The 13,669-nt window shown below is 58.7% G+C and carries 11 protein-coding genes; 6 read left to right on the top strand and 5 right to left on the bottom strand.

Annotated features, from left to right (window positions below; genetic code table 11):
* Window positions 1–557 precede the first annotated feature (557 nt).
* Both hpnH and ABF824_RS03420 read left to right on the top strand, forming a co-directional pair.
* Complete coding sequence (gene hpnH / locus ABF824_RS03415) at window positions 558–1,757, top strand: adenosyl-hopene transferase HpnH (protein ID WP_415486442.1); 1,200 nt, start codon at window positions 558–560, stop codon at window positions 1,755–1,757.
* An 81-nt stretch (window positions 1,758–1,838) separates the two neighbouring features.
* A complete protein-coding gene (locus tag ABF824_RS03420) occupies window positions 1,839–3,128 on the top strand; it encodes a hemolysin family protein (protein ID WP_415486444.1) in 1,290 nt (429 codons plus the stop codon).
* Between the two features lie 8 nt (window positions 3,129–3,136).
* On the opposite strand, the gene ccmB is transcribed toward ABF824_RS03420, so the two are convergent.
* The gene (gene ccmB, locus ABF824_RS03425; protein ID WP_415486445.1) at window positions 3,137–3,805 is read right to left on the bottom strand and encodes a heme exporter protein CcmB; all 669 of its coding nucleotides are present in this window, start codon (window positions 3,803–3,805) and stop codon (window positions 3,137–3,139) included.
* Window positions 3,802–4,440, bottom strand: a complete 639-nt coding sequence (ccmA, locus tag ABF824_RS03430) for a heme ABC exporter ATP-binding protein CcmA (RefSeq protein WP_415486446.1) — start codon at window positions 4,438–4,440, stop codon at window positions 3,802–3,804. The genes ccmB and ccmA overlap by 4 nt, the downstream gene beginning before the upstream one ends.
* Window positions 4,441–4,678: 238 nt before the next feature.
* On the opposite strand from ccmA, the gene acnA reads away from it, so the two are divergent.
* The 4 genes from acnA to ABF824_RS03450 all read left to right on the top strand — a co-directional run bounded on the left by acnA (window position 4,679) and on the right by ABF824_RS03450 (window position 10,833).
* Window positions 4,679–7,375: an aconitate hydratase AcnA gene (acnA, locus tag ABF824_RS03435; RefSeq protein ID WP_415486447.1), complete on the top strand. Its 2,697-nt coding sequence runs from the start codon at window positions 4,679–4,681 to the stop codon at window positions 7,373–7,375.
* Window positions 7,376–7,406: 31 nt separating this feature from the next.
* Window positions 7,407–8,201 carry an amino acid ABC transporter ATP-binding protein gene (locus ABF824_RS03440; protein ID WP_415486448.1) on the top strand — a complete coding sequence of 265 codons (795 nt, stop codon included), beginning with the start codon at window positions 7,407–7,409 and terminating at the stop codon, window positions 8,199–8,201.
* Window positions 8,198–9,793, top strand: a complete 1,596-nt coding sequence (locus ABF824_RS03445) for an ABC transporter substrate-binding protein/permease (RefSeq protein ID WP_415486449.1) — start codon at window positions 8,198–8,200, stop codon at window positions 9,791–9,793. The genes ABF824_RS03440 and ABF824_RS03445 overlap by 4 nt, the downstream gene beginning before the upstream one ends.
* 140 nt (window positions 9,794–9,933) lie before the next feature.
* Complete coding sequence (locus ABF824_RS03450; RefSeq protein ID WP_415486450.1) at window positions 9,934–10,833, top strand: LysR family transcriptional regulator; 900 nt, start codon at window positions 9,934–9,936, stop codon at window positions 10,831–10,833.
* Window positions 10,834–10,836: 3 nt separating this feature from the next.
* Here the strand turns inward: ABF824_RS03450 and ABF824_RS03455 are convergent, their stop codons facing one another.
* From ABF824_RS03455 to ABF824_RS03465, 3 genes are all read right to left on the bottom strand, one after another.
* A complete protein-coding gene (locus ABF824_RS03455) occupies window positions 10,837–11,817 on the bottom strand; it encodes a hypothetical protein (RefSeq protein WP_415486451.1) in 981 nt (326 codons plus the stop codon).
* A 7-nt stretch (window positions 11,818–11,824) separates the two neighbouring features.
* Window positions 11,825–13,096, bottom strand: a complete 1,272-nt coding sequence (locus ABF824_RS03460; protein ID WP_415486453.1) for an AAA family ATPase — start codon at window positions 13,094–13,096, stop codon at window positions 11,825–11,827.
* A gap of 37 nt (window positions 13,097–13,133) precedes the next feature.
* A partial coding sequence (locus ABF824_RS03465; RefSeq protein WP_415486454.1) for a hypothetical protein occupies window positions 13,134–13,669 on the bottom strand: 536 nt, incomplete at its 5' end.

Here is a 13,669-nt window from a genome sequence, read left to right on the forward strand (position 1 = left end):
AAGGTCAACAGGATACGAAACACGATCCAGCAACGGAAAACGGCCGCGGGTGGGGCATGTGGGGGAAGATGATGTCGTGTTGTGAGCCATAACGTATCATATCCGTTTCTGCGGTCGCCAACACACCCGTCTGCATGGGAGGCTGGGTTTCCCATGCGGCAGAAGAGCAGAGAACCGGGCCTTAAGAATTCCAGTGTGGAATCTCACGCCGAGCAGTCCGGTAAGTTCTTCCATCGGGCGATCTAACGGTCTGGTTCGAAAAAACTGGCGGTTTGCTTGGGCGTTTTTTATCAATGGTGGCAAGCATCATTTTCCGAATGGTCGGTCAGTGTGGTGTTATTGCAACAGATCTGTAATCAACACTTGAGCATCCGGAGACGGTTATTCTATAGGCCTGTCATTCTAGATGCGTCGTGCCATATTTAGGGCACGCGCCATGACTTGTCCGCAGGCCTGAGCCACGAGACGGTTTCTATTCATTCTTCCGGACATGGCCATATTATGTCCGCAACTTGACTGGATGTCGGTCTCTCGACCGATCTGAGGAGCAGAGCGTAATGGCGGTACCCTTGATGCAGGCCGTCCGGGTCGGTGCATATGTCGTCAAACAGCATATCACCCGACGGCAGCGTTACCCACTTGTGCTGATGCTGGAGCCGCTGTTTCGGTGTAATCTCGCCTGCGCAGGCTGTGGTAAAATCGATTATCCCGCGGCAATCCTGAATCAGCGCCTGAGCTTGCAGGAATGCCTTGATGCCGATGCGGAAGCAGGCGCTCCCGTCATCGCCATTGCTGGCGGTGAGCCTCTCCTTCACAAGGAGATGCCGGAGATCGTGCGGGCGCTGATCGACCGCAAGAAATATGTCTATCTGTGCACGAATGCCCTTCTTCTCGAGAAGAAGATGGACGACTTCGAGCCGAATCCGTTCTTCTCATGGGACGTTCACCTCGATGGCGACAAGGAGATGCACGACGCATCCGTCTGTCAGGAAGGCGTGTATGAGCGTGCGGTTGCGGCCATCAAGAAGGCCAAGGCCCGCGGATTCCGTGTCTCGATCAACTGCACCCTGTTTGATGGTGCCGATCCGCAGCGTGTCGCCCGCTTCTTTGATGAAGTCATGGCGATGGGCGTTGACGGCATCATGACGGCTCCGGGTTATGCTTACGAGCGTGCGCCGGATCAGGAGCACTTCCTGAACCGTCAGAAGACGAAGCAGCTTTTCCGTGAGATTTTCCGCCTCGGCAAAGGGCATAAGTGGCGCTTCACGCAGTCGCCGCTGTTCCTGAACTTCCTCGCGGGAAATGAAACCTATCACTGCACGCCATGGGGCAAGCCGCTCCGTAACGTGTTTGGCTGGCAGCGTCCCTGCTATCTGCTGGGTGAAGGTTACGCCAAATCCTTCGACGAGCTGATGAGCGACACGAAGTGGGATGACTACGGCACCGGCAATTACGAGAAATGCGCCGACTGCATGGTCCATTCCGGCTACGAGTCCACGGCCGTCATGGATGCCGTGAAGCGTCCATGGCATATCGCCAAGGTCGCCCTGTTCGGTCCGGAAACGGAAAAGCCGATGGCGCCTGAGATCTCCCTCGCGAACCAGCGTCCTGCGCAGTACAACTATGCTGAACAGGTCGAGGAAAAGCTTGAGGAAATCTCCTCACGCAAGAAACCGGCCAAACCGCCGCGCGTGACGACTGTAGTGAGTGCTTCCAAGACTTCAGATGCGGCTGTTACGATGGATGCCGCAGACTGAGAATTGGTGATCGGTCATTTCTCAAAATCATAGTATCGGGCAGAACCATCTGGTTCTGCCCTTTTTTGTTATCTGGATGTCATGGCTGTTTCGATTCTGATCATTCTGCTGCTCGTCGTTCTGAACGGCATTTTTGCGATGGGCGAGCTGGCGCTGATTTCTCTGAAAAGACCGCGACTGGTCATTCTTCAGTCTCAGGGCCTACGAGGGGCCGATCGGGCGCTGAAACTGGCTGACGATCCTCAGAGCTTTCTGCCGACCGTTCAGATCGGCATGACCCTCGTCTCCATTCTTGAAGGCACATTTGGCGGCATAAAGATCGAGGCTGCTCTGACGCCCTGGCTGGCGCAGTTTCCCGTTCTCGCGCCGTTTGCTGAAAATATCTCGATCATCGTGGTTGTCGTGGCGATCACGGCTTTGATGCTGGTTCTGGGCGAACTCGTTCCCAAGCAACTGGCGCTTCAATATCCCGAGCGTATCGCGGCGGCGCTCTCCTTGCCGCTGGAGATGCTGGCGTTGGTCGCGCGCCCAATCGTCTGGGTGCTTCGGCTGTCTTCCAATCTCGTCCTGAAGCTGCTGCGTGTATCGGCCGCCGACAAGCAGACGATGACCGACGAAGAGCTGCGGGCCATTCTTCTGGAAGGCGCCCAGACCGGCGTTCTTGAACATGAAGAGCGGACCATGATCGAGCGGTTGCTTCGACTGGCGGATCGTCCTGTCCGCGCGATCATGACGCCTCGTAACGAGATCGTCTGGATCGAGCGCTATGCCTCCCGTGAGGAGCTGATTTCAGCTCTGCGCACGACAACATTTTCCCGGCTCGTGGTGTGTGAGGGACGGGTGGATAATCCGGTTGGCGTGATTCTGGCCAGCGACATGCTGGATCGCCTGCTCGATGGCATGCCGGTGTCGATGGAAGCCGGATTGCGGCAGCCAGTCGTGGTTCCCGACACCATTTCCGCTCTCGATATGCTGGAACGGATGCGCTCCATCCCGCTTGGAATTGCCCTCGTCGTGGATGAATACGGTTCCTTTGAAGGGATTGTGACAGCTTCGGATCTGTTCGATGCCATCGTCGGTGAGGTCAACGAGCATGGCCAGCATGCGGTGCTGACCGTGCAGCCGGGCGACGTGGTGATGCTGGAAGGGTCGGAGCCGGCTGACGAAGTCAAGGACCGGCTCAATCTGGGTGAACTGCCGGGTGAGGGAGATTATCACACGCTGGGTGGCCTGATTCTTGCGCTCCTGCGCCGCGTTCCGGCGGTAGGGGACAAGGTCGTTTTCGCGGGCTGGCTGTTCGAAATTCTGGAAATGGAAGGTCGCCGCGTCACTCGCGTCAAGGCGAGTCGACAGGCGCTCGCCGAGAACTGAGTCCGTTTTTATTCCGTAGCCGCGCGAAGACCTGCGCCTGCCGCCAACGGGCAAAGCGGCAATGCGCCTGCAAAGAATGCCAGTAGCAGTTCCATGTCAGGGGCATAGGCAAGACCTGTGCGGGCCGCATCGACCGCTGCTGCGCCGAAGATCAGAACGGGTGTGACCAGCGGCAGCACAAGCAGGGGAAGCAGCACGCCTCCGCGTCGTGCGCCGAGCACGATGGAAGCCGCCATGCCGCCGAACAGTGACAGCACCATTGTGCCGGGCACCAGACCAGCCATCAAAGCAGGCAACGTGGCGGTTGGTAGTCCCAGCATGATGGCCATCGGAACTGCGGCGAGAAGAAGCGGAAGGCCCGTCGTCAGCCAGTGCGCCACCATTTTGGCGAGTGCGACGAGAGACGGTGGCAGGCCGGTCAACAGCAGTTGATCCAGCGATCCATCTTCCAGTTCCGAGCCAAACAGCCGGTCCAACGGCAGCAATGATGCCAGAAGAGCGCACACCCATATCACGCCGGGCGCCATGCGCCGCAGCAGTTCGGGGGATGGGCCGAGGGCGAGGGGAAAGAGTGCCGCCGCCAGAATGAAGAACAGAACCGCCCCAAGTGTATCGGCTCCGTGCCGTAGAGCGAGGCGCAGATCCCGCCCGATAATCCCGAGAAACAGGCGATTCATTCTTCGCTCCACTCATCCTGCTGAGCGCCCGGGAGCGCGAGATGCCGCACGTTCTCAAGCGGTAGCGGCACATGAGTCGTGGCAATGACCATGCCACCTTTCTCGCGATGGCGGCGAAGGGCTTCCCCGAGCCGTTCAACCGATCGGGCATCCAGCCCGAGACTCGGTTCGTCGAGCAGCCAGAGCGGCGCATCAGCAAGAATGATCCGTGTAAGGGCGGCTCGGCGCTTCTGCCCGGCAGACAACAGCCGTGCCGGTGTGTCCTCCAAAGAGCGGAGCGCGAAAGCATCAAGCGCCTGCTCCAGTGAGCCTCCACGTGCGAAAAGCGAGAGATTTTCGAGGAGAGTCAGGCCTGGTTTGAGCGCATCCTGATGACCGAGATAGGCGACGCGCTGTGCATACAGAGCTCGGTCAGCGAACACGTCTTCGTCATTCCACAGGACCTGCCCGGCGTCAGGGCGACGCAGTCCCGCCAGAACCCGCAGAAGCGTGGATTTTCCGGCGCCATTCGGGCCGGTGAGCAGAAGTGCCTCGCCCGACGCAAGGGACAGGCTGACATCATCCAGAACGAGTCGTTCTCCGCGGAAAACCGAGAGATTCTTTACGAATAGTTGCGTGGAGAGGGGGGGCGACACTGAAATGAGTCTGTTCCCTTGTTTGTGACCGTGGGAAACCGGCTTTTCGCTCTGCTCGCGTTCTTGTGGTCGCCGGTACGCTTGTGCGGAAGTGCGCTCCCGGTATGTTCTAGCACCGATCAGAGATCAAGCCGGCGGCTCGGGATGCTTCCCGGGCAAGGTATCTAACTACCTGATTGTGGAGAGTGCTGCCGGTTCGACATACCAGCGGGATGCTGTTGTCGCGGAGGGAAGTTTTATGAAAGCGGTTGGGCACGATTCGTTGAAAACCGGGCGTGAGCTCAAGGTTGACGGCAAGACCTACCATTATTTCTCAATCCCGGAGGCCGAGAAAACCATCGGCAAGGTAGATCGCCTCCCGGTGAGCCTCAAGGTGCTGCTCGAGAACGTCCTGCGTTTCGAAGACGGTCGCTCCTATACTCAGGATGACGCCAAGGCCATTGCAGGCTGGTTGGAAAAGGCGCGAAGCACGAAGGAAGTGCCCTTCAAGCCATCGCGCATTCTTATGCAGGATTTTACCGGTGTTCCGGGTGTGGTTGACCTCGCCGCGATGCGTGACGGCATCGTGCAGCTGAAGGGCAACCCCGAAAAGGTGAACCCACTGGTGCCGGTCAATCTCGTTATTGACCATTCGGTGATGGTAGACGTCTACGGCACGCCGGATGCGCTCCAGAAGAACATCACCATCGAATTCGACCGTAACGGCGAGCGCTATGCGTTCCTGCGTTGGGGTCAGGAAGCGTTCGAGAATTTCTCGGTCGTTCCGCCTGATACAGGCATCTGCCATCAGGTGAACCTCGAATATATTGCGCAGGTCGCCTGGACCGCCGCAGTCGGCGGTAAGGAATATGTGTATCCGGACACGCTGTACGGCACGGACTCCCACACGACCATGGTTAACGGTCTGGGCGTTCTGGGCTGGGGTGTTGGTGGTATCGAAGCTGAAGCCGCAATGCTCGGCCAGCCGATCGCCATGCTTATCCCGGACGTCATCGGCTTCCGTCTGACGGGCAAGCTGCCGGAAGGCGCTACGGCGACCGATCTGGTGCTCACCGTTACCCAGATGCTCCGTAAAAAGGGCGTCGTTGGCAAGTTCGTCGAATTCTTCGGCCCGGCCCTCGACCATCTGCCGGTCGCCGATCGTGCGACGATCGCCAACATGGCTCCGGAATATGGCGCGACCTGTGGCTTCTTCCCGGTCGACAAGCTCACACTTGATTACCTGCATGAGACGGGCCGTGATTCCCACCGCATCAAGCTGGTTGAGGAATACTACAAGGCGCAGGGCATGTTCCGCACGGCGGAGACGCCGGAGCCAATGTTCACCGACACGCTGGAACTCGACCTGTCCACCATCGTGCCGTCCATCTCCGGCCCGAAGCGTCCGCAGGACCGCGTTGTTCTGACCGATGCCACATCCGCTTTCGAGAAAGAACTGACGACCAATCTCGGTGTGGCCGAAGCCGACAAGAACAAGAAGTTCCCGGTTGCCAACACCAATTACGAGCTGGGCAACGGCGATATCGTCATCGCGGCGATCACGTCCTGCACCAACACGTCCAACCCAGCCGTGCTGATCGCTGCCGGTCTCGTCGCCCGCAAGGCGCGTGCTCTTGGCCTGAAGCCGAAGCCATGGGTCAAGACATCGCTGGCGCCGGGTTCGCAGGTTGTTACGGACTATCTGAACCGCGCCAAGCTGAGCGAAGATCTCGATGCTCTGGGCTTCAACACGGTCGGTTACGGCTGCACGACCTGCATCGGTAACTCCGGTCCGCTGGCTGACAACATTGTTGACGCCATCGAGAACAACAAGCTGGTCGCTGTTTCGGTGCTCTCCGGTAACCGTAACTTCGAAGGCCGTATCTCGCCGAATGTGCGCGCGAACTACCTCGCCAGCCCGCCTCTGGTCGTGGCCTATTCGCTGCTCGGCACGATGCGCAAGGATATCACCAAGGAGCCGCTTGGTACGTCCAAGGACGGCAAGCCGGTCTACCTGAAGGACATCTGGCCGACGAACAAGGAAATCGCCGCGCTGATCGGTTCGTCCATCAACCGCGAAGAGTTCATCAAGCGCTACTCCACCGTGTCCAAGGGCACGAAGGAATGGCAGGATCTCAAGATCGCGACCGGTTCCGAGACCTACAAGTGGGATCCGAAGTCCACCTACGTGCAGGATCCGCCGTACTTCAAGGACATGCCAGCTGAACCGTCAGAGACGACCAGCAACATCAAGGGTGCGCGTCTTCTGGCTCTGCTTGGTGACAACATCACGACCGACCACATCTCTCCGGCCGGCGCCATCAAGAAGGACTCGCCAGCAGGCAAGTATCTGATGGAGCATGGTGTGGAGCCGAAAGACTTCAACTCCTACGGTTCGCGTCGCGGTAACGACCGCATCATGGTGCGTGGCACATTCGCCAACATCCGCATCAAGAATGAGATGTGCCCCGGAACGGAAGGTGGTCTCTCGAAGCACTATCCGGACGGCAAGCAGGGCTTCATCTACGATGTGGCCATGGAGTATAAGAAGGAGGGCACGCCTCTCGTCGTCATCGGCGGCAAGGAATACGGCATGGGCTCGTCCCGTGACTGGGCTGCCAAGGGCACACTGCTTCTGGGCGTGAAGGCCGTCATCGCTGAAAGCTTCGAGCGTATCCACCGCTCCAACCTCGTGGGCATGGGCGTTCTGCCGCTGCTCTTCAAGGAAGGCACGGATCGCAAGACGCTGAAGCTGAAGGGTGATGAAACCTTCGACATCATCGGTCTGGAGAAGATCACGCCGCGCATGGACGTGACGCTGGTCATCACCCGCGCCGATGGGACGAAGGAAGAAGTGTCACTACTTTGTCGCATAGATACGCTGGACGAGGTTGAATATTACCGTCATGGTGGCATTCTCCAGTACGTCTTGCGTGGGATGCTGAAAGCTGCCTGACACTACTCCGTCTGTTCATGACGTTGGTAAAATGGCTGGTCCGGAAAATTCCGGGCCAGCCTTTTGCGTTGAAACGGTTCTTTGTGCTGAATCGATCAGTAAATCGTTCGATTCAAACAAGGTGCTCAATGGGGTGTCTCTGACCGTCGAACGGGGAGACCTCATCTCGATCATCGGTCCTTCGGGATGCGGGAAATCCACCTTTCTGAGGTGCCTGAATTTCCTCGAAATCCCGGATGAAGGCACGGTGACGATCGCCGACGACAGTATCCGTCGCTCGGGCGGTCCATGGAAAGCCTCCGACGAGGCGCTGGCGCACAGGCTGCGCGCGCATGTCGGCATGGTGTTCCAGTCGTTCAATCTTTTCCCTCATCGCACGGTGCTCGACAACGTGATGCTTGCGCCGCGCGTGGTGAAGAAGGTCGCGCCCGCAGTCGCCGAGGCTGAGGCACGCGAACTGCTCGCCAAGGTGGGACTTGAAGCTGCCTGTCTGCGTTATCCGGCCACGCTTTCCGGTGGACAGCAGCAGCGTGCGGCAATTGCGCGTGCGCTCGCCATGCGTCCGGATGTGATGTTGTACGATGAGCCGACTTCGGCGCTTGATCCGCGCGTGGCGGAGGAAGTGCTTGAGGTCATGCGGGCACTGGATCGCGAGGGCATGACGCAGATTGTCGTGACCCATGACATGAGTTTCGCCCGCGCCGCCTCAGACCGGATTGTGTTCATGGATGGTGGCGAGATCATCGAGATCGGTGATCCGGACGAAATGTATGATAATCCGCGCGATCCCCGGACGCGGCGCTTTCTTCTGGGAGCCTCGGCATGACTTCCGTTCTTTCGCGGCTTCGTGCGCGCTTTCTCATTGGCTTCGCAGTCGTGGGGTTTGCTTTTAACGGCGTATCGGCACGGGCGGAGAATACGCCGGCCCAGCCGGAACCCGTAACCGCGCCAGCTACGGTAGATGCATCTGCTACAGCATTGAAATGGGGGGCCGACGGCACCTCCAACGTGCCTTACACCTTCCATGACCCGTCAGACGAAAACCGCATGAGCGGTTTTGAATATGACATCATGGAGGAAATCGGTCGTCGTCTGGGACGTGACGCCCAGTTCGTGCAGAACGACTGGGACGGGTTGATCCCCGGTCTTGAGCGCAATTTCTATCTGATGGTCATCTGCGGCATCGAAATGACGCCGGAGCATATCGAGGCCGTCGATTTCAGCCAGCCTTACTACATGACTTCAGAGCGTATTGTCGTACGCCGCGATCAGGCGGGACTGGATTCCTACGAGCGCCTCGGCGGTCACACCATCGGCACGGTCAAGGACACGCTGGCCGAGCGGATGATGGGTGAGCGGCACGACATCACCGTGCGCGGCTACGATGAAGAATCAAACATGTTCGAGGATCTGCGCAACAAGCGCCTCGACGCGATCCTCATCGATGGTCCCATCGCGCTTTATTACGGCGAGGCCGATCCGGCTTTCCGCATCGTTGGTCCGCCGGTCGGCCACCTGTCCTATGGCATTGCCTTCCCGAAAGGGGGCAATGTTGAACTGCGTAAGCAGGTCGATGCGGCCCTAAAATCGATGATGACGGATGGTACGCTACACCGGATTCTGGCGCGCTGGAATCTGTGGACACCGGAAATGGCGGCGTGGACTGGCGATTACTCGCAGCCCGGCATCGCTCCGACCGAGTGGGAGCGCTACATTGCCGCGACCGCTCCGACCAAAGGTTGGAAAGCCCGCTTTGACCGATATGTCAGTTTCCTGCCGCTGATCGGCAAGGGCGCTGTCATGACGCTGGCGGTTTCCGCCTGTGCGATGGTGCTGGCGGTGGCGCTGGGTCTCATTCTGGCGCTGACACGTCGTTACGGGCCGTCATGGGCCGCAGCTCTGGCAACACTTTACATCGAAGTTGTCCGTGGAACACCGCTGCTGATTCAGGTGCTGTTCATTTTCTACGGTCTGCCGGGGATCGGCATTAGGCTTTCGCCCTTTGTGGCGGGTGTCATCAGTCTTGGGCTGAACTATGCAGCCTATGAGGCGGAAAATTATCGCGCCGGTCTGCAATCCGTTGCACGCGGTCAGATGGAAGCGGCTACGGCCCTGAACATGACCCATACGCAGGCGCTGCGTTATGTCGTGGTGCCACAGGCATTTCGGGTCGTTGTGCCAGTGATGACGAACGACTTCATCTCACTGCTGAAAGACTCTTCGCTAGTCAGTATCATTACGCTGACCGAACTGAGTCAGACCTATGTGCGGTTGTCGTCCACTTACTTCGATTATTTCGGAACAGGTATGATGGTTGGCGCAGCCTATCTTCTGCTCGGTCTGCCGTTTGTGCGGCTGGCGAAGATGGCGGAAAAGCGCCTTTCTGTGAGTGAAAGACGCAGTTCAGCAAAGGGCTGAACCGAAAAAGGGGAGTGGTTCCATTTACTGTTGGAACCGCTCCTATGCGTCTTTGGTATATGTACATCCATTCCGGACGTGTTGTGTATAAATAAACATATCGCCATCATAATTTTACCACATGATTGCGATTGCCCCCAATGGATCTTCTTTCAGCTCTGCACAGCTTCGTTCGCGTTGCCGCAACGGGTTCATTTTCGGCTGTTTCCCGTGAGACGGGAGCCAGTCAGCCAACCATTTCCCGTCATATTGCGTTGCTGGAAGCGCATTATGGCACCACGCTTTTCGCACGGACCACGCGCAGCCTGATGATGACCGAAGACGGTCGCAGTCTGTTGCCGCATGCCTACGAAGTTCTGGAAATTCTGGAGACAGCCGAAACGGTGCTGGGCCGTCGCCGGGCTTCAGTGTCTGGACTGGTGCGTCTTGGCGTCACAACGGCATTCGGTTTGTATCTGACCAACCGTATCAATGAACTGTTGCAGAAACATCCCGACCTCTCTGTCGAACTCATCATGCGCGATGCGTTCGGTGATCTGGTGGAGGAAGGGCTGGATCTCGCCATCCGGGTTGGGCAGATCGCTGAAGGTTCCCTGATTGCCCGCAAGCTGGGTTCTGTCCGTCGTTCGCTTGTCATGTCACCGCATAACTTTCAGCCGAAACAGCCGCTGCTTCATCCCCGTGATCTCATGGGGGAAGCATGTGTCGTGTTTACCTATGGCGGTGGCCGACAGGACTGGCATTTCTTCTGTAATGACGAGGAAAGTGTCGTCGCGCCTCAGACGGCCTTCCGGGCCAACTCCAGCGAGGCGGCGCTTCATGCCGTGCAGGCCGGCGTTGGCATCGGATTGCTGCCCGAATTTCAGGTGCGCGGCCTTCTGGCCTCTGGAGAGCTTGTGGAAGTAATCCCGGATTGGGCCGTGCCGTCCATGCCGCTTTATGCGGTGCACACGGGACCACGCACGCTCCCCCTGCGCACGCGGACGGTGCTGGATTTCCTGATCGAGATTTCCGCGGATGTCCTCGCCCCGCCAACCTGATTCTCAGGTCGGTGGTCTGTCACCGGTCCCGTGCCATGCTGGATCAGCGGAACCGGGTCGAACGGTTTCCGTGCTGGGCTGTAATTTGCCTTGGTAGCCCTGTTGCAGAACGGGCGCCCATTTCAGCATCCAGTTATTGACGTCATTGACAAAACGACCTGCGAAGGGCGAAGCGCCGATCCCTTCAGGCGTCCAGTCGTCCATGGATGCTTTTATATGGGTGGTGCCGGGATCGGCCGGGCTGAGAGCGATGGCCATCGTTTCAAAATTCTGACCGTCACCAGTCGGGTCCCTGACGGTGTGAACCCATATGCCCTGAACCAGGACCGGCGGCATGGGAAAGCCCAGAAGCACCAGTCGATGAAACGCCCAGTCGATATCTTCCCGTGAAGCGGCCTCTCCCATAGGCGGCTGTGTCACGTTGGTCATCACGCATTCTGTGGTGCCTGGTGGCGATGGCAGAACGCGCCGGAACAGGATTCCTTCCTCGCGATCACAGGACGGGTGGGGGACTGAGGAAAGGTTCGCCGGAATGCTGACTGTCGTGGCCCGGACAAGAATGACGCCGGTGACAACCCCGCGATCCGTCCGGACATACACATTGCTGACGATCTCGCCATGGGGGCCGTTCTGCTCGGTGAGCACAGGATGCCAGATGCCGACAGGTAACGGGAACTGACGGCCAGCGAGCGGGATGACATCGCGTAGGTCAGCATCAATGGGTGGAGCAGCTGCCTGACCGGAACGATAGTCGTTCGATCCCCCTGAAGCAGGTGCACTTCCGCCATCTCCCGCAGAACCCTGTTCCTCTCCTTCGCCAGAAGAGGCGGGTGGGGCATGATGTACAAGCTTGCCGATGGGCGGATAGAGATTGACGAGCCAGTGAGGGGGGTAAAGTGCGGTCAGTCCTCCGCATGCAACCATGCCGATGAGCGACAGGCGCCAGAGCGGGGCTCGGCGCCACAGACGGGTAAATGCAGACATATGGCCGTTACGAAGTCAGGTGGGGGCGGGTGAGAGACATGGGTTCCGTGACAACTTCCGCCGTGACTCCGTTCTCGGTCTGGCTGATCCGCACCATTTTGGCCCCCCGCTGACGGGCAATGATCAGCGATTCACTGATCATGTCCTCAATCGAGCGGGCGAGGTCACGGGCCGACGCGCCATCGCCCAGCCGGTTCTGGCGTCGCATGACATCAATCAGGATGGCTGCATCAATGCCGCCCGGTTCAATCGACAGACCGTAGCTTTCGATCATGCTCTCGATTTCCAGAGCAGCCACGCGGGCAATATCCAGTCCGCGGAGCGCTCGGAACACGAAGATACGGTCGATACGGCTCAGCACCTCCGGCGCAAAACCGGCCTGACGGAGTGCTTCCACCGACTCGGCGCGCATCTTGTCCGGATCATTGGCCAGCCGATCCGCAATTTCGGTCAGGGCTTCCGTGGCGATGTTGGACGTGAGGATGAAGATCGCCTGCGTGGCGGAAACATGCGCTCCCGTCGAGGCTTCGGTGACATAGCCGTCGTTCCACGCAATCAGGAATTGTTTGAAGACGTCCGGATGGGCTTTTTCAATCTCGTCGAGCAACACGACGGCATCGGGCTTTTCCTTCAGACCGCCCGTCAGTTTGCCGTAGGTGTCAGAGCCGACATAACCCTTGGGAGAGCCGAAAAGCTGTGTTGCGGCGTGAGGGCTGGCCATCTGTGTCATGTCGAAATGCATGAGCGGACGGTCGAGCTGTCGGGCAAGCTGCTTGGCCAGATAAGTCTTGCCTGTGCCGGGGGGACCCGCAAGCAGGAAGATGCCGACCGGCTTGCCGCGCACCTGAAGCGCGAGGCGGCGCCTCAACTGTGACGCAATATCCTCGCAGACCTGATCCTGCCCGATGACGCGGGCGCGGAGATTAGCCGCCAGTTCCTCAGCGTCGATTGTGGCGTCCCGCTGCTCGCGGGCCATCATTTCTTCAAGTGCCTGTCGGTTTGTCAGCCGCGCCAGAACGTCCATCATCCACCCCCGTCTGGGAATAAGCCCTTTGCGGGCAAGCCTTTCCGACCGCACTTCGTCGAGAAGGCCCATAAGTGTGAAAAAGGCTCCGATTGCCGCGAGAACGGGCCACAACGGAGCACACCATCCCATGAAATGGTCAATCGACGCGAGAGAAAGATGCAGGCTGACTGCGGCCTGAATGCTCGCGAGAACAAGAAAGATCACCATCATCACCGGCATGAACCGGTTGAGCATGGGAAGCAGACCGCTCATGGGGCCAGACTCCGGAGAGCTAAGAACAATTCATCCATCACTGAACCATGACCGAAAGAAGAAGAGAATCACCTGTTTGCAGGGCCGGGAATATTTCCGGTCCGAGAACCGTGATGGCGCCCGGTGTGATGCCCGTCGGACCCGGGGCGGAAACAGGCGTGATCGTCACTTCTCCGGCAAGGGTGATCGGCAGAATCACATTTTGCGGCTGTGGCGTCAGATGCACTATTTTTTTCATCACGCCGGACTGAATGAGGATCGTGCCACCCGTATTGGTGGCATCGAACACAGGCATGACGGCCAGTCTATATTCACGCCGCTTGATGGCCGCCATGATCCGTGTCTGTTCATCAGGTGTATAGCCCGCGCCTCTAAGCGCGGCGGCGGCATTTTCCGGCGCGATATAGACCATCTGAACAAGCAGGGCAGGTTTTGCGTCAGAAGAAGCGTTTCGCTCGTTCTGGAAAGCGCTAGGCGTCCCCGCCGCCAATCCAGTCGGATTTTCCGGCGCTCCATGAGGCTGGTTCGCCATCCACGACGCTCCACCGCCCACAACCAGAAGGGCCGCAATAG

Origin of the sequence: Acetobacter sp., from assembly GCF_047721705.1 — a bacterium.
In the GTDB taxonomy this organism is placed as follows: Bacteria; Pseudomonadota; Alphaproteobacteria; order Acetobacterales; family Acetobacteraceae; genus Acetobacter.